General features: G+C 70.6%; 14 protein-coding genes. 4 read left to right on the top strand and 10 right to left on the bottom strand.

Annotated features, from left to right (window positions below):
* The first annotated feature begins 18 nt into the window (after positions 1 to 18).
* Both PVK37_RS13540 and PVK37_RS13535 read left to right on the top strand, forming a co-directional pair.
* Positions 19 to 1,338: an AAA family ATPase gene (locus tag PVK37_RS13540; protein WP_275034286.1), complete on the top strand. Its 1,320-nt coding sequence runs from the start codon at positions 19 to 21 to the stop codon at positions 1,336 to 1,338.
* Entirely contained in the window at positions 1,319 to 1,921 is a 603-nt protein-coding gene (locus PVK37_RS13535; protein WP_275034285.1) for an RloB family protein, read from the top strand. The genes PVK37_RS13540 and PVK37_RS13535 overlap by 20 nt, the downstream gene beginning before the upstream one ends.
* 137 nt (positions 1,922 to 2,058) lie before the next feature.
* Here the strand turns inward: PVK37_RS13535 and PVK37_RS13530 are convergent, their stop codons facing one another.
* The 3 genes from PVK37_RS13530 to PVK37_RS13520 form a co-directional block, all read right to left on the bottom strand.
* Positions 2,059 to 3,087, bottom strand: a complete 1,029-nt coding sequence (locus PVK37_RS13530; RefSeq protein WP_275034284.1) for a hypothetical protein — start codon at positions 3,085 to 3,087, stop codon at positions 2,059 to 2,061.
* A 271-nt stretch (positions 3,088 to 3,358) separates the two neighbouring features.
* Complete coding sequence (locus PVK37_RS13525) at positions 3,359 to 4,168, bottom strand: ABC transporter permease (protein ID WP_275034283.1); 810 nt, start codon at positions 4,166 to 4,168, stop codon at positions 3,359 to 3,361.
* The gene (locus PVK37_RS13520; protein WP_275034282.1) at positions 4,165 to 5,088 is read right to left on the bottom strand and encodes an ATP-binding cassette domain-containing protein; all 924 of its coding nucleotides are present in this window, start codon (positions 5,086 to 5,088) and stop codon (positions 4,165 to 4,167) included. Before PVK37_RS13520 ends, PVK37_RS13525 begins: the two co-directional genes overlap by 4 nt.
* 145 nt (positions 5,089 to 5,233) lie before the next feature.
* Here PVK37_RS13520 and PVK37_RS13515 point away from each other — a divergent pair, with 145 nt between their 5' ends.
* Positions 5,234 to 6,421 (top strand): sensor histidine kinase, encoded by a 1,188-nt coding sequence (locus PVK37_RS13515; protein WP_275034281.1) that lies wholly within the window; start codon positions 5,234 to 5,236, stop codon positions 6,419 to 6,421.
* On the top strand, positions 6,421 to 7,101 hold the full coding sequence (locus tag PVK37_RS13510; protein ID WP_275034280.1) for a response regulator: 681 nt from the start codon (positions 6,421 to 6,423) through the stop codon (positions 7,099 to 7,101). Before PVK37_RS13515 ends, PVK37_RS13510 begins: the two co-directional genes overlap by 1 nt.
* A gap of 32 nt (positions 7,102 to 7,133) precedes the next feature.
* On the opposite strand, the gene PVK37_RS13505 is transcribed toward PVK37_RS13510, so the two are convergent.
* From PVK37_RS13505 to PVK37_RS13475, 7 genes are all read right to left on the bottom strand, one after another.
* Complete coding sequence (locus tag PVK37_RS13505; protein WP_275034279.1) at positions 7,134 to 9,146, bottom strand: FAD-dependent oxidoreductase; 2,013 nt, start codon at positions 9,144 to 9,146, stop codon at positions 7,134 to 7,136.
* A gap of 215 nt (positions 9,147 to 9,361) precedes the next feature.
* Positions 9,362 to 10,021 (bottom strand): hypothetical protein, encoded by a 660-nt coding sequence (locus tag PVK37_RS13500; protein WP_275034278.1) that lies wholly within the window; start codon positions 10,019 to 10,021, stop codon positions 9,362 to 9,364.
* Positions 9,996 to 10,397 carry a PadR family transcriptional regulator gene (locus PVK37_RS13495; RefSeq protein ID WP_275034277.1) on the bottom strand — a complete coding sequence of 134 codons (402 nt, stop codon included), beginning with the start codon at positions 10,395 to 10,397 and terminating at the stop codon, positions 9,996 to 9,998. The genes PVK37_RS13500 and PVK37_RS13495 overlap by 26 nt, the downstream gene beginning before the upstream one ends.
* Positions 10,398 to 10,549: 152 nt before the next feature.
* Complete coding sequence (locus PVK37_RS13490; protein ID WP_275034276.1) at positions 10,550 to 13,078, bottom strand: glycoside hydrolase family 2 protein; 2,529 nt, start codon at positions 13,076 to 13,078, stop codon at positions 10,550 to 10,552.
* Positions 13,075 to 13,929, bottom strand: coding sequence for a carbohydrate ABC transporter permease (locus tag PVK37_RS13485; RefSeq protein ID WP_423791078.1), 855 nt, complete (start codon positions 13,927 to 13,929; stop codon positions 13,075 to 13,077). Before PVK37_RS13485 ends, PVK37_RS13490 begins: the two co-directional genes overlap by 4 nt.
* Before the next feature lie 83 nt (positions 13,930 to 14,012).
* Positions 14,013 to 15,020 (bottom strand): carbohydrate ABC transporter permease, encoded by a 1,008-nt coding sequence (locus PVK37_RS13480; RefSeq protein WP_275034275.1) that lies wholly within the window; start codon positions 15,018 to 15,020, stop codon positions 14,013 to 14,015.
* 130 nt (positions 15,021 to 15,150) lie between these two features.
* Positions 15,151 to 16,440: an ABC transporter substrate-binding protein gene (locus tag PVK37_RS13475; RefSeq protein ID WP_275034274.1), complete on the bottom strand. Its 1,290-nt coding sequence runs from the start codon at positions 16,438 to 16,440 to the stop codon at positions 15,151 to 15,153.
* Positions 16,441 to 16,643 lie beyond the last annotated feature (203 nt).

The raw sequence follows: 16,643 nt of genomic DNA, 5'->3' as shown, positions 1-16,643 counted from the left end.
GGATCCGAGGGCACAGCCATGTTGTTGAGTTTTCGCTTCGCCAACCACCGGTCGTTCCGCGACGAGCAGCAACTCAACCTGACGCCGGCCTACCACCACGGCGACGAACCCGGGCCAGCGGTCCGGGTGGTGGGCATCTTCGGCGCGAACGCTTCCGGCAAGTCGAACTGCCTACATGCCCTGTCGTTCATGCGTCATCTCGTGCTCTTCTCCGATCGCGAGGTCGAACCGGGTCTCGGTATCGCCCGTGAGCCGTTCCGGATGACTGCGGAATCACTCGAAGACCCGTCGCACTATGTCGTCGACCTCGACCTGGGAGGAGTCCGGCACACCTACGGGTTCGCCGTGAACAACGACGGCGTCGTCGAGGAGTGGCTCTACCACTACCCACGCAAGAGGCGGCGACGCGTCTTCGAGCGCAACGACAACTCGTACGCCTGGGGGGAGGATTCCGGCCAGCGCGTCCTCCTCGAACGGATCGCCGAGGTCACCGCCCCCACCGCGCTGTTTCTCAGCACTGTCGCCCGCTTCGCGCATGGGGTACCGGGCGAGACCGGCGAGGAGCCGCTGCACAGCGTCTACCGCTGGTTCCAGGAGGTCAGGAGTCGAGAGCACCCAGGCTTCCGACCGGGCAACATCAGTCCGTTGCCATGGCCGCAGGACGATGTCAGCGGGCACACCGTGATCGAGCTTCTCCGTGCAGCCGATGTCGGGATCATCGATGTCGTCACGACGACGAGTGCCACGCTGGATGAACCCGTGGAAGGCATCCTCTCGTCGGACGCGGGCCGCAGCATGCTCTCGCGGGTGCGTCAGGTCAGCGAACGAGCACTACGGAAACGGCTGCGGTTCGCCCATCAAGGGCCAGCAGGCGCAGTGCTCTTCGATCTCTCTGAGGAGTCGACGGGGACCCAGCAACTACTCCGGCTCGCGATCGAGGCTGCCGAGGTCCTGAGTCGCGGCGGCACCATGTGTGTGGACGAGATCGACGCCAGCCTGCACCCGCTACTCACCGCGAAGCTCGTCGGTCTCTTCCAGAGCCCGGCGTCGAACCCGCACCACAGCCAGCTCATCTTCACGAGCCACGACGCGGCCCTTCTCGGCACCATCGACACAGAGGAGATTCTGCGGCGGGACGAGATCTGGTTCACGGAGAAGGACTCCGACGGGGCGTCCACGCTCTACCCGCTCACTGACTTCAAGCCCCGCAAGGAAGGCGAGAACCGACAACGTCGCTACCTGAACGGCAACTACGGCGCGGTACCGGACCTTTCGACGTACCTGTTCGAGCAGGCGCTGGCAACACGGGAACGGGTGGATGACGAAACGACGGACTGACCCGCGCGGCACCGGACGGAACCGCACCGGCAGCAGCCGGGAAACCGACCTTCGCCGCAGGACCGGCGTCAGAGAACAGCGACAGACGGTCCTCGCCGTCACCAACGGTGAGTCCACCGAGCGCGCCTACCTTGAAGGGCTTCGACAGGAGCCGTGGCTTCGACAGCGTCTGGTCGTGGTCGTGACGAAGGGATCGCCTATCGATGCGGTACGCGGCGCTGCCCGTCGCCGCGACGACAACGACTTCGACGAGGCGTACGTGGTCTGCGACGTCGACCAGTACCCGGTCGCCGGACCGGTGGCCGAGGCGCGGAAGCGTGATGTCACGTTGCTCTGGTCGAATCCCTCCTTCGAGGTGTGGCTCATCCTGCATCATGCCACCTGTTCTCGATACCTGGAGAACGCCGACAAGGCAGGCGAGCAGTTGGGCCAGCATGTCAGGGGCTGGGACAAGACCAGGCTCGACTTCGACGCGTTCCGCGACGGGGTGTCTGCGGCGGTCGATCGGGCGCGCAAGCTCGGCGATCCGCCTGACGCCAACCCCTCGACCGCCATGTGGCAACTGGTCGAAGCCCTGCACTGAAAGACAAGCCTGCTGGTGGCCCGTCGTGGACGCCCACCGTGTTGGAGACTACGCGTAGGCCGGGAGGCGAATCGCGGTCAGCGAACACCGCCCCGGGGAGACCAGGCGTCCAGCCCCGGGGCGGGTCCGAGAAGCTGTCAGCAGTTGCCGCTGACGTGCAGGTGGAACGGGAAGTCGGCCAGTCCGCCGGAGATGTTCTTGGTCTCCACGTAGACCAGGGCCGTGTCGGTGCGCCGGGCGGTGAAGACCAGCGCCGGAGTGGTGACCCAGCCGGCGAACGGGTCACCGATGGTGGCCACGAAGCTGCAGTGGGCCATCTTCCGCGTGAAGCGGACCTCGTACCGGCCGGGCCCGAGGCGGTTCACCCCGGACAGGTTCGATCCGTTGTAGTAGTTGTGGGTGCTGTGCGAGTTGACCTTGGCCCAGGTGCCGGGTGGGCTGGACGGGCAGCGCACCTGTAGGTGGAACGGGTAGTCGGTGAGCACACCGGAGAGGTTCCTGGTCTCCACGTACGAGGCGAAGGAGGTCAACCGGCCCTGGTTGGCCGAGATCTGCCCCGGGTGGTACACGTAGGAGAAGCCCGGGTCGCCGATCGTCGCCACCCAGGAGCAGGTGAGCAGGTTGTGGTTGAAGTTGACGTCGTACCTGCCCGGCCCGAACCGGGTGACCGAGACGGCGTTCCTTCCTCGCATCAGGGTGCCGCTGCCGTTGACGACCGCGAAGCTGGCGTTGGCGACCGCGTAGCCAGGGTCACCGGGGCAGACCGCCTGGAGATGGAACGGGAAGTCGGCCAGGCCCCCAGCGAGGTTCTTGGTCTCGACGTAGACGTTGCGGTTGCTGAGGTGTCCGCTGGCGGTGAAGACCAGCCCGGGGGTGTAGACGACGCTGGTACCTGGGCTGCCCACTGTGGCGGTGTACGAGCAGAGATCCATGTTCACGTCGAAACGGACGTCGTAGCGGCCGGTGCCGAACCTGGTGATGCCCACGGCCCCGGAGCTGCGTACCAGGTTGCCGGCAGAGTCGACCACCGCCCAGTACGCGGCGTCGGTGTTCGCGGCTGCCGGAGCGGCGGTGGCGACGGTGACGCCGAGGGTGACCAGGGCGGTGGTCAGCAACCCGGCGAGGGCCGAGCGGGTACGTCTGGACAGGGTGGGGTGACGACGCACGGTATCTCCCGAATGTGGATGGTGATCGCTGCCGTGGAGCTACGCCGGAGGCGTAGGTCCACAGGTCCAGAGCCTGCCCCCGCTGCCCGGTGCACCCAGGTCAAGTCCGCTGGATTCATGGATCATGGCACAGCGAAACCACCTGTCATCGAGCGTTCAGCGTCACCGGCCGCCCGAGCTTGCCGCCCACCGTACGGCTACTCCGGCGGCCGACCCGGTGCCGGCACCGTACGGTGGCCGGTCGCGCTGCCCGACGGCAACGCGACCGGCATCAGACGTCGGAGCGCTTGAGGCGGACCGCGGCGGCGACGACGACGGCGACCACGTAGCCGCCGAAGACGGCCAGGCCGGCCCACGGGGTGAGGGTGTCGGGGGCCTGGGTGACCGCGGTGAAGGCGGTGGAGGCGTTGGCCGGCAGGTACTTCAGGCCGCTGCTCCAGCTCTCCGGGAACAGCAGTTGGGCGACCCCGCTCAGCAGGAACATCACGCCGAACAGGGTGGTGATCGCGGTCGGGGTGGACCGCAGCAGCGCGCCGAGACCGATGCCGAGCACACCGGACAGGGTCAGCACGACGGCGGTGCCGACGAGGGCGCGGGCCACTCCGGGATCGGACCAGGAGGTGCCGCCGTCGCCGATGATGGCCTGGCCGGCGGCGAAGGTGATCGCGGTCGCGGCGAGGGTGAGGACGAGGACCACGCCGGTGAACACGACGATCTTGGCCCAGAGGACGGGCAGTCGCCGGGGGACGGCGGCCATCGACGAGCGGATCATGCCGGTGCCGTACTCGCCGGCTGTCAGCAGCACGCCCAGGGTGCCGAAGGCGAGCTGGGCGAAGGTGGTGCCGGCCAGGCTCGCGCCGACCGCATCGACCGGTCCGTCGCCGGGTGCCGGCCCGGCCAGTCCGCCGTCGGCGTACACCGACGAGGCGAGCAGACCGATCCCGACGAGCAGGAACACCCCGACGGCCAGGGTGGTGACGGTGGAACGCAGCGACCAGAGCTTGATCCATTCGCTCCGGACGACCCGGGCCTGGCTGACCTGCCGGCGGGTACGGGGACGGGTGGGGGCGAGAGTGCTCATCGGGCGGCTCCGGTGAGGGTGGAGGAGTGGTATTCGACGCTGTCCCGGGTGAGTTCCATGAACGCCTCCTCCAGGGAGGGCCGTACCACGGTCAGTTCGTGCAGCGGGATGCCGGCGCGGGCGGCCCGGTCGCCGATCTCGGCGGCGGCCAGCCCGGTCACCTCGAACAGGCCCCGCTCGACGCTGTACACGGTCACCTCGGGGCCGGTGATCAGGTCCCGTAGTTCGGTCGCCCGGGGCGACCGAACCCGGACCCGCTCCTGCGCGCCCTGCTCGACGAAGCCGGTCACCGACGTGTCGGCGATCAGGCGGCCCCGGCCGATGACGACGAGGTGCTCGGCGGTCAGCGCCATCTCGCTCATCAGGTGCGAGGAGACGAAGACGGTACGGCCGTCGGCGGCGAGGTCGCGCATCAGGTTACGGATCCAGAGCACGCCCTCGGGGTCGAGGCCGTTGGTCGGCTCGTCGAGGATGACCACCTCGGGGTCACCGAGCAGTGCGGCGGCGATACCGAGACGCTGGCCCATGCCGAGGGAGAAGCCGCCGACCCGCTTGCGGGCCACCTGACGCAGCCCGACGATGTCGATCACCTCGTCGACCCGGGACGTCGGGATGCCGGTGGTCGCGGCCAGGGCGAGCAGGTGGTGACGGGCGGACCGGCCGGTGTGCACGGCCTTCGCGTCGAGCAGGGCCCCTGCCTGGTGCAGCGGGTCGGGGTGGTCGGCGTACGGGCGGCCGTTGACGGTGGCGGTGCCGGCGGTCGGACGGTCCAGGCCGAGAATCATCCGCATGGTGGTCGACTTGCCGGCGCCGTTGGGGCCGAGGAAGCCGGTGACGATGCCGGGCTTCACGGTGAAGGTGATCCCGTCGACGGCCGTCTTGTCGCCGTACCGCTTGGTGAGGTCGTGTACTTCGATCATGCGCCAACTGTCGCGGCCGGCGGGCGTAGTCGGCGTCGTCCGGCGGCAGGCCGCCGGGCTACCACGGTTGCGGTAGTCGGCGGCCGGTCCGCCTACCGCGCCGGGACGACGTCCCGCCGCCCCCTGCTCCCGTACGGTGACCAGCATGGGATGGGCCACGGTCCGGGCATGGGGGCGTCAGCGTCCCTGGATCGTGGACGTGCTGCTGGGGCTGGCTCTGGTGGCGGTGCCGGGCCTGGTGATACTGCTCGGCGGGAACCGGGAGTCGGCGCACACCGCGGGTCGGGCCGGCGTCGGGGCGGACGTCGTGGCGGTCGTCGCGACGCTGGTGATGCTGGCCGGGCGTCGCCGGTGGCCCGCGCCGATGCTGGTCTTCGGGGTCGCCGTCTCGGCGGGCTTCCTGGTCGTCACCGGGCACCGGCACCCGCTGGTGATCGGTACCGGGGTGATCGTGACCGTCACGTTCGCGGCGCGCACCGACCGGCGGGGCACGTGGCTGCTGGTCGGCGGGTGTGCGGCCGTCCTGTTCCTGGTGGGGGGCGTGTTCGGCGCGGGTGGCTGGTGGTCGCAGGAGAACGTGGGCACGGCGGCGTGGTGGATCGCGGCGGTGGCGTTCGGTGACGCCGCGCGCAGTCGTCGGGCATACGTCGCCGAGGTGGAGGCCCGGGCCCGACGTGCCGAGGAGACCCGCGAGGAGGAGGCCCGCCGTCGGGTCGCCGAGGAGCGGCTGCGCATCGCCCGGGAACTGCACGACGTGGTCGCCCACCACATCGCGGTGATCAACGTCCAGGCCGGGGCCGCCGCGCACGTGCTGTCCACGCGGCCGGAGGCGGTCGCCCCGGCGCTGGCCCACATCCGGCGGGCCGCCGACACGGTACTCAAGGAACTGGGCTCGGTGGTGGGTGTGTTGCGCGGTGCCGACGACCGGGAGGTGGCCGTCGGGCCGACCCGTGGCCTGGCCCGGCTGTCGGAGCTGTTGGACGGGTTCGCCGCCGCCGGGTTGCGGGTCGAGCACCGGCAGCACGGTACGGCCCGGGAGCTGCCCGCCGTGGTGGATCTGGCCGCTTACCGGATCGTCCAGGAGGCGTTGACCAACGCCCAGAAGCACGGTACGGGGGAGGCGTTACTGGTGGTGACGTACGGGGCGGACCGGCTCCTGCTCGACGTGACGAACGTGCCGGTGGCCCGGAAACCGGACAGCGAACCCGGCTACGGGCTGGTCGGGATGCGGGAACGCGCCTCGGCGGCGGGTGGGACGGTGACCGTCGTTCCCGACGGCGACGGCCGGTTCCGGGTGCATGCCGAACTGCCGGCGCCCCGGGAGGTGTCGTGATGACGATCCGGGTGCTGCTCGCCGACGACCAGGCCCTGATCCGGGCCGGCTTCTCCATGATCATCGGTGCCGAGCCGGATCTCGAGGTGGTGGGTGAGGCGGCCAACGGCCGGGAGGCGGTCGAGAAGGCCCGGTCGACCCGCGCAAACGTCGTGCTGATGGACATCCGGATGCCGGAGCTGGACGGTATCGAGGCGACCCGGCTGATCGCCGCCGACGAGGACCTGGCCGGCGTACGGGTCCTGGTGCTCACCACCTTCGAGAACGACGACAACGTGGTGTTCGCGTTGCGGGCCGGCGCGAGCGGCTTCCTCGGCAAGGGGGTCGAACCGGCCGACCTGGTCCGTGCCATCCGGGTGGTCGCCGCCGGTGAGGCCCTGCTCTCGCCGCGGGCGACCGCGAGCCTGGTCGGCCGGTTCCTGGCGCAGGCCCCGCCGCCCGGTCCGCTGCCCACGCCGGCCCCGCTCGACGGTCTCACCGAACGCGAACGGGAGGTGCTCACGCTCGTCGCGCACGGGCTGTCCAACGACGAGATCGCCGGCCGGCTGTACCTCTCGCCGCTGACCGCCAAGACCCACGTCAACCGGGCCATGACCAAGCTCGGCGTCCGGGACCGGGCGCAGCTGGTCGTCATCGCCTACCAGACCGGGCTGGTCCGCCCCGGCCAGGCAGCCCCGTAGCCGACCCGTCAGTCGGTCCCGCTCCGCCCCGCTCAGGCGGGGACGAAACGGGCGGCGTCGGCGACCACGTACCCGTCGGTGCCGTCGGTGCGGATCAGCACGCTGCCGGCCGTGCCGGCCGCGAAGGTGTACGTGCCGAGCGGCACCCACTGTCCGCCGGAGGTGCGCTGGTCGACGGTACGGGTGGTGACGCCGCCGCTGTGCACCACGTCGACCGGTACGTTGCTGGCCCGGTTGGGGTCGGCGGTCCAGCGGAGGCTGACCGCGTACGGGCCGGCGGCCGGCAGGGACGGGGTGAACCGCAGCCGGTTGACGCCCTTGCCGGTGTTGCCGTCGTGTTCGTAGTCGACGCCGTAGTAGCCGGCGATGGCCGTGCTGGTGAGCCAGGTGCCGCCCCGGGTCACCGAGGCGGCGGCGTTGTCGAGGATGATCTCGCCGGGGGTGACCGGCGGCCACTGGAGGTGCTGCCCGTCCTGCCGCAGCCGGGTCTGGAGGGCGGCGACGTTCACCTGCTGCACCGGCACGCCGCCGGCGTCCAGGGCCAGTTTGGCGGCGGTCGCCGCGGACTGGGCGAGGATCATGAAGACCGGTTCCATCCGGATCGAGCCGTACGCGATGTGGCTGGCCGACAGGCAGACCGGGACGAACAGGTTGGCGCACTGCGCCTCGGTGGGCACGATCGAGCGGTAGGCGATCGGGTACGGGCCGGGCACCCCGACCTGCACGTCGCCCTCGTTCTTGACCACCCCGTTCACGACGACCCGCTGGCAGTTGTGCGAGTCCATGGTGTAGCTGGCCAGGCCGACCGAGTCGGCGGCCCGTACGCTGCCCCGGCAGTCCCGCTCGGTCATCACGTACGCCGACACCATCCGGCGGGCCTCCCGGACGTACAGCTGGGGCGGCCAGCCACCGGTGGCGGTGAACTCGTCGGCGGCCAGGCCCCAGGCGGCGGTGGCGGTGCGGATGGTCGCCGGGAGCCGGGGGTCGTTCGCCAGGAACCACATCAGGCCCTGCTGGTAGGTGCGGTGGTCGGCGACGATGCTCTGCCGGGCGGCGTGGCCGGCGGTGGGGTAGGTGTAGTTGGCGCCGATGAAGTCGGTGGAGAACGCGCCGTGGTTGTTGGAGTCGGTCTTGCCGTTGCCGACGCCCTGGGTGGTGAAGAACGGCCCGGTGAAGCCGGCCTGCACGTAGCGGAGCAGGATCTCGTAGTCGGCCGGGTCGTAGCCGGCCGGCTTGGGGAACGGGATCCGGTCGGCCGCCCTGGTCAGGCACATCCGGAAGTTGTACGCCTGGATGCGGTCGTCGCCGGTGCCGTTGGGCGCGACCGGGGCGGTGGAGATGCCGGGCAGGATGCCGCTGGCCGGGTTGCCGGGCACCACGTACGGGTCGACGGGCAGAGTGAACTGGTGCGCGTTGCGGAGTTGCACCCCGTTGACGGTCTCGCCGTACACCGTGTTGGCCTCCCGGCCGACGGTGTACGCCACGCCGGCCCGCGCCATCAGGTCGCCCTCGTAGGTGGCGTCGACGAACATCGGCCCGGTGAAGGTCTGCCCGTTGTCGGCGGTGAGCGCGGTGATCCGGTTGCCGGTCTTGGTCACCGAGGTGAGCCGGACGCCCAGGTAGACGGGCACGCCCTCTTCGGCGAGCAGGTCGTCGAAGACCTCGGCGGCCACGTGCGGTTCGAAGACCAGCCGCATCGGCGAGTCGGGGGTGACGGTGTTGCCGTGGTACCTGGCGTGCACCCGGCGGTAGAACTCGCCGGCGATGCCGCCGATGGAGGCGCTGGTGCCGCTGTCGGTGTAGCCGAGGCCGCCGGTGGTGAGGCCGCCGACGTGGTCGCCGGGTTCGAGGACGATCGCGGTACGCCCCATCCGGCGCATCTGCACGGCGGCGACGATGCCGGCCGAGGTGGCCCCGTAGACGACCAGGTCGGCGGTGACCGCGCTGGCGGCCAGGGCGGGCAGGGCGAATCCGGTGGTGCCGGCGACCACGAGGGTGGTGCCGCCGAGGCGGAGCAGGTGACGACGGGTGTACGCAGGCGACATCGCGTTCCGTGCCTTCCGGGGAGCGGGCCTTCGCGGGGAGGGCCTTCGGGAGGGGAAGGAGCGCGCCGCCGCACCTCTGCCAGTGGGATCGACTTTCGTCCATGGATCAGGTGATGTCAAGAGCCGGGACGACGGGCTGCCGTCCCGGCTCTTCCGAACGGTTCGATCAGTTCACCGGATGGGGTACCGGGCCCGCGGCACCGACCGGACGAGCGTCACGCCGCCGCCGTCACGGACCAGCGGCGGGCCAGCGCCGTCGCCGCCAGGAACGCGACGAGGACGAGCGCCGCCTCGGTACCGATCACCAGCGGGGTGAGCGGGTACTCCAGCCACCAGCCGAACGCGACGGCGGCGGCGACGCCGGCCGCGATGGCGGGCGGCAGCAGCAGGGCCAGCCGGGTCGCGGTGTGCCGGATGCGGGGCGTGTCCCGGAGCAGGACGCGGACGGCGAGGGCGGCCCCGGTGACGACGACCGCCACGACGCCACCGTAGAAGACGCCACCGGCGAGCCACACCGGCACGCGGACGTCCGGGGGCAGGTCGAACAGCGCCACGAACACCTGGTGCAGCCCGGCGGCCAGGGCGAATCCCGCGACGAGGGAGAGCAGCGCGCCCGTGCTGGCGACGGCGAGCACCGGGCCGTACCGGGGCGGGGTGGCTTCCAGGCCGGCTTCCTCGGCGACCCGCAGGGCGAACGCGGTGGGGTCGGCGCCGAGGAGTTGTGCCGGGTCGAGTCCGTCGGCGGCTGCCGCTTCGAGGTCGGTGCGCAGGTCGGCGACGAGAGTCACCCGGTCGTGGGGGCGGATGCCGAGGGCCCGCCACTCGCGGTCCGCCGTGGCGAGAAGACGGTCAACTGCCGGTGTGGACGTGCTCATGGTCGTCTCCTGGTTTCGGTGGCCGGACGGCGAGGGTTCCGTTCACCACGTCCGCGAACTGGAACCACTGCTCACGCCAGGCGCGCAGCCGGTCGTGGCCGGTGTCGGTGAGCCGGTAGACCTTGCGGGGCGGCCCGTTGGGGCTGGGTTGTCGCGCGTTGGCGACGAGCCCCAGCCGGTGCAGGCGGGTGATCAGGGGGTAGACGGTGCCGTAGCTGACCGGGCCGAATCCGGCGGCGTCGAGCCGGTGGACCAGCTCGTAGCCGTGCGCCGGCTCGGCGGCGAGCAACGCCAGCAGGCACATGTCCAGACAGCCGCGCAGGAGCTGGGCCTGCCGCTCGGCCGAATCGTCCGTCCCACCCGCCGCCGGTATCATGCGACACATAATACTGCCGGTACTATGCGCCGTCTAGTAGCGGGACACGGGAAAGGGGATCCGCCCTGCGCCCCGAGGCGACAGAGCGGATCCCCTTCCGTGCGGTTCAGTCCACGGCTTCCGTGGGGTTCGGTTGACGACTTCCGGGCGGTTCAGTTGACGGCACGCAGCACCGGGCGGGCGGTGAGGGCGGCCGGATCGAGCGACCGTCCGGTGCGGACGGTGAAGGTCGCCGACTCGCCGGGGAGCAGGGTGACCAGGGCGCGGTCCACCTCGGCGGCCGGGTCGAGGCGGTCCGGGAACAGGGTCAGGTCACGCAGCACGGTGCGGGCGGTGACCCGGACCCGTACGCCCCCGTCGACCGGGGTGACCGTGCTGTCGTACGCCGCCGCCGGCCAGGGGACGTCCCGGTCCTCGGCGAAGAACCACAGCGCCCGCTCGGCGGTGTCGCCGGCCTCGGCGACCAGCAACTCCCGGGTGGCGTCCTCGGGCGACGCCAGATCCGGCGGCAGCGGCAACTCCAGCACCGCGCCGGGCGACACGTCCAGGTCGTACCCGGTCTTGGCCCGGGACTCCCCGGTGACGGTGTGCCGGGTGACGGTGGCGGTGGCCCGCCACCGCTGCCGGCTGTCGTTCACCGCCACCAGCACCAGCCCGCCGTCGCGGGGCTGCACGGTGAGCAGCCGGTCGGCGTACGCGTGCCGCAGCGCGTACCACAGCGGTTTGCGGCGGCCGTCCCCGTCGACCGCCGACCAGGAGGTGACCGGCCAGCAGTCGTTGAGCTGCCAGACGATGGTGCCCATGCAGACGCCCCGGTGGGCCCGGAAGTGCTCCACCCCGAGCGCGATGGCCCGGGCCTGGTTGACCTGGGTCAGGTAGTGCCACTCGTCGAAGTCGGCCGGGACCGGCAGGTGCGCGTCCAGCCCGCGCTGGAGTTTGCGGTCCCCGTCGGTGGCCTTCTGGTGGTGGGCCATGCCGGGCGAGTCCGGGGCGAGCGGGTCGTCGGAGAGCGCCCGGCGCAGCGTCGCGTACGCCGGTGGGGCCTGGTAGCCGAACTCGGCCACGAACCGGGGCAGGTACTCCCGGTACTTCGTGTAGTCGTCGGTGTTCCAGACGTCCCAGATGTGCGTGGTGCCGTGCGCCGGGTCGTTGGGGTGGACGTCGTCGGAACCCGACCACGGACTGCCCGGCCAGTACGGGCGGGTCGGGTCGAGTTCGGCGACGACCTTCGGCAGCAGGTCCAGGTAGTAACCCCGCCCCCAGGTACGCCCGGCGAGGGCGTCCTGCCAGTCCCAGTCGTGCCAGCCCCAGATGTTCTCGTTGTTGCCGGTCCACAGCACCAGCGACGGATGGGCGGCCAGCCGGGCCACCTGCTCCCGGGCCTCCGCCTCGACCTCGCCGGCGAACGGCTCCTCCTCCGGGTAGGCGGCGCAGGCGAACAGGAAGTCCTGCTGGACGAGGAGACCACGTTCGTCGGCGAGGTCGTAGAAGTCCGTCGACTCGTACCGGCCACCGCCCCAGACCCGCAGCAGGTTGACGTTCGCCCCGGTCGCCTGGTCGAAGCGGTGGGCCAGCCGGTCCCGGGTGACCCGGTTCGGGAACACGTCGTCGGGGATCCAGTTGACGCCCCGGACGAAGACCGGCACGTCGTTGACGACCAGGGTGAACGCCGAGCCGTGCTGATCGGCTCCGGTGTCCAGCCGGACCGACCGGAACCCGATCCGGTGGCTCCAGGTGTCCAACGGGGTACCGTCCGGGCCGGTCAGGGTCACCGCCAGGTCGTACCGGTGCGGCTCGCCGTACCCCCGGGGCCACCACAGCTCGGGGTCGTCGACGGTGAGGGTGAGCACGGCGACGCGGCCCCCGGCCGGGACGACCACTTCGCCGGTCACTCCGGCCACCGTGGCCCGCACGACCACCGGTACATCGGCGGGGGCCGGACCGCCGCCGCCGGCCGGACCACCGGGGGCCGGGAGGCCGCCGCCAGCCGGACCGTCGGACGCGCGGTCGATCTCGACGTGCAGTTCGACGGTGCCGGTGCCGTCGGCGACGGTCACCAGCGGACGGACCGTGCCGAGCCGGGCGGTGGACCAGGCGTGCAGGCCGATGTCCTGCCAGATGCCGGCGGTGACCAGGGTCGGCCCCCAGTCCCAGCCGAAGTTGCAGGCCATCTTGCGGATGAAGTGGAACGGCTCCGGGTACGCGTTGGGCCGGTCGCCGAGCCGGTCCCGGTGCGCTTCGGCGTACCGGTAGGCGGAGTCGAACCGGACGGCGAGGTGGTTGTCCTCGTCGCGCAGCAGGGCCGCCACGTCGAACCGGTACCCCCGGTGCATGTTCTCGGTCCGGCCGACCTCGACGCCGTTGAGGGTGAGCGTGGCGACCGTGTCGAGGCCGGCGCAGACCAGGTCGAGCCGGTCCGGCTCCCCCGGCGGCCGGTCGAAGGTCGTCTCGTACACCCAGTCGGTGCGGCCGATCCAGGCCAGCCGCGTCTCGTTGTCGTCGAGGTAGGGGTCGGGGATCAGGCCGGCGGCGAGCAGGTCGGTGTGCACGCAGCCGGGGACGGTGGCGGGCACGACCGCCCCCGCCACCTCCGTGGGGACTCCCGGGTCGGGCACCGCCCGCAGGGTCCAGCCGTCGTGCAGGGCCTGCCGGGCAGGTCCTCCCCCGTGTGCCTCGCTCAAGATTTCACCGCACCTTCCATGATTCCGCGGACGATCTGCCGGCCGCCGATGACCAGCATCACCAGCAGCGGCAGGGTGGCGACCAGGGCACCGGCCAGTACCCGCCGGTACAGGACGTAGTTGCCGCTGGCCAGGTCGGACAGGGCGACCATCGAGGTCGGGTAGTCGGTGCCGCCCAGGGTGATCAGCGGCCACTGGAACTCGTTCCAGGTGGCGACGAAGGTGAGCAGGCCGAGTACGGCCATCGCCGGGCGGACCGCCGGCACCACCACGCTCCAGAAGATCCGAATGGTGGTGGCCCCGTCGATCCGGGCCGCCTCGACCAGTTCGTCGGGGACCGCGTCCAGGATGAACTGTCGCATGTAGAACACGCCGAACGCGGTGACCAGGCCGGGGACGATCACCGCGAGCAGGGTGCCGTTCCAGCCGCCCTCGCCGGGCATGTACCCCATCAGGATGTAGAGGGCGACCACGCCGAGCTGGTTGGGCACGGTCATGGTGAGGATCACCATGATCATCAGCGCGTTCCGCCCCTTGAACCGCAGCTTGGCGAAGGCGAACCCGGCCAACGAGCAGAAGAACAGCACCGAGGCGGTCACCACGGACGACACGATCACGCTGTTGCCGAGCGACTGGAGGAAGAACACGTCCTGCATGGAGAAGACCTCCCGCAGGTTCGTCGCCAGTTCCCCGCCCGGCACCACCTGCGGCGGGATCTTCGCCAGCGCCTCGTCGGTGTTGGTGGCGATGACGAACATCCAGTACAGCGGGAACGCCGAAAAGGCGATCACGACACTGAGGAAGAGGTAGTTCCAGAAGCTGCCGGGCATGTTCTGCGGGGCGCGGCCCATCAGCGCCGCCGTACGCCGGGAGTCCTTCGCCCGTACCGTCCGCCGTTTCGTGACCGCAGGGCCCGCGGGCCCGGTCCGGGTCGTCATCGCTTACCTCCGCCCAGGCGGTTGGTGATCAACGCGTTGACGGCCGCGACGATCAGGATGACCAGGAACAGCGCCCAGGACATCGCCGCCGCGTAGCCGAGGTTGAGGTCCCGCCAGCCGACCTTGTAGATGAGCTGGGCGATGGTCTGCCACTCGCCGTCCGCCCCGCCGGTGGCCGCTGCGGAGTTCGGCTCGAAGAGCATCGGCTCGGTGAACAGTTGCAGGCCACCGATGGTGGACAGCACCACCGTGAAGATCACCACGGGCCGGATCATCGGTACGGTGATCCGCCACAGCTGCCGCCACGGGCCGGCCCCGTCCACCGCCGCCGCCTCGTACACGTCGCGCGGGATGGACTGCATCGCGGCCAGGTACAGCAGCGCGTTGTAGCCGATCCACTTCCAGTTGACCATGGTGGCGATGGCGATCCAGGAGGCCCACTTCGAGGCCCGCCAGTCGATCGGCTCGGTCTCCCCGATGCCGAGCAGCGACAGCGCCCAGTTCGCGATGCCGGTGTCCCGGGCGAACACCACCGTGAAGATCAGCGTGGAGGCGGTCACCGGGGTGATGTACGGCAGCAGCACCCCCACCCGGAACCAGGTCTGCGCGCGCAGTTTCCGGTTCAGCAGCGAGGCGACCACCAGGGCGAGCAGCAACTGCGGCACGGTGGACAGCAGGAAGATGCCGAAGGTGTTGTAGAGCGCGTTCCAGAAGTCGCCGTCGCCGAGCAGGCGGGAGAAGTTCTCCCCGCCGGCCCAGCCGTCCAGGGTCGGGTCGTCGAGCCGCCAGGTCCGCAGCGCCACGATCCCGTTGAAGACGATCGGGAACAGCCCGAAGACCGCGAACAGCAGGAAGAACGGCGCGATCAGCAGGTACGGCAGGTAGCGCACGTCGAACCGGTACCACCGGTCGCGCCAGGCCGACGGCCGGCGCTGCGGGTCGGTTCCGGGCCCGGCGGCGGGGCCGGGTCGGGGCGCCGTGGGGGCGGCGCGGGTGGGGGACATCGGGGGGACCTCCAGGACTCGGGGACCGACGGTCGACCGGCGGCGGTGGGGCCGCAGGCGGTGTGCACGGCGTCGGTGGGGCGCACCCCGACGGGTACGCCCCACCGGCCGGCTCACCGGCGTACGGTCGTCAGGACGTCGCGGCCTTCTCGGCTTCCTTGACCGCCTCGGTCCATGCCTGGTCGGGCTTGCCCTTCAGGTTGCCGGTGGACAGTCGGCCGAGGACGTTCTCCACCGCCACCCGGGTCGGGCCGTTCTTCTTGCCCAGGTACTGCGGGGTGAGGTTCTCCGCCGTCTTGGAGAAGATCTGCCCGACCGGCGCGTTGCTGAAGAACGGGTTGGTGAAGTCCTTGATCGCCGGGTCCTGGTAGAGCGCCGGCTGGGACGGCAGGTTACCGACCTGCTTGAAGATCTCGATCTGCTGCTCCGGCTGGATCAGCCACTCCAGGAACTTGTACGCCTCGTCGACGTTCTTGCCCTGCTTGGGGATGGTCAGGAAGGAGCCACCCCAGTTGCCGCCGCCACCGGGGATGGCGGCCACGTCCCACTTGCCCTCGGTCTGCGGGGCGGTGTTCTTGATGTGCCCCTGCATCCAGGCCGGGCAGGCCAGTACGGCGAAGTTGCCCTTGACGAAGCCGGCGTTCCACTCCGGCGAGAAGGCGGTGAGGTTGGCCGACAGGTTCGCGGCGATGGCCTTCGCGGCGACGTCGAACGCGACCCTCGGGCCGCCGTCCATCTTCAGCGTGTCCGACTCGTCGTAGAAGCCGACCGGCTGCTGGCCGAGGACCGGGTTGAAGATGTTGGTGGCGGCGTCGACGAACTTCTTGCCGCCGCTCTTCGCGACGTACTGCTGGCCGGTCTGGATGAAGGCGTCCCAGGTGGGCCAGAGCGCGGAGACCTGGTCCCGGTCGGTGGGCAGCCCGGCCGCCTTGAACAGGTCGGTGCGGTAGCACATGGCCAGGCCGCCCACGTCGGTGCCGAGGCCGATCTGGGTCTTGCCGTCCGGGGTGAGGGTCTGCTTCCACTTCCACGGCAGGTAGTTCTGCTCGTACTTGCCCGCGCCCTTGTCGAGCAGGTTGACGAACTTGTCGGCCTGGCCCCGGAACTGGACCACGAAGCCCTCGTCGATGGCGGCGATGTCGGGCGCGCCGTTGCCGGCGATCAGCTTCTTCTGGAGGTCCTCGTGCTGGGCGTTGTACTCGCCGGTGTTCAGCACGATCTTCACGTTCGGGTTGGCGGACTCGTACTTCGACTTCAGCTCGTCGAGCCCGAAGTCACCCCAGAAGTTGATCTTCAGGGTGACGTCGCCGCCGGAGGTCGAGTCGCCGCCACCGCTGTTGCCGCTGCACGCCGCGACCATGGCCAGGCTGACCGCGCCTGCCGAGAGGACCCGGGCCAAGCGGGACCAGGACTGTTTCATGCCATCCTCCGCGCATCTATGGGAACGCTCCCGAACATCGAGAGTCGTTGACTGAACCGGATAAGTGAGGCCACCGTACGGTTCGGTTTCGGGGCTGTCAACGATGGATGAAGATCAGGTTTACCCGCTGGTCATCGCCGCGCCAGTCGCGCCCGAAACTGCGTAATGGAACGCTCCAACGCGCAGGTGGGAGCGCGCCCACG

Origin of the sequence: Micromonospora cathayae (assembly GCF_028993575.1) — a bacterium.
GTDB classification, from domain to species: Bacteria; Actinomycetota; Actinomycetes; order Mycobacteriales; family Micromonosporaceae; genus Micromonospora; species Micromonospora cathayae.
Note: the sequence above shows the minus strand (reverse complement) of the source record. Positions and strands in the feature narration are given on the sequence as shown.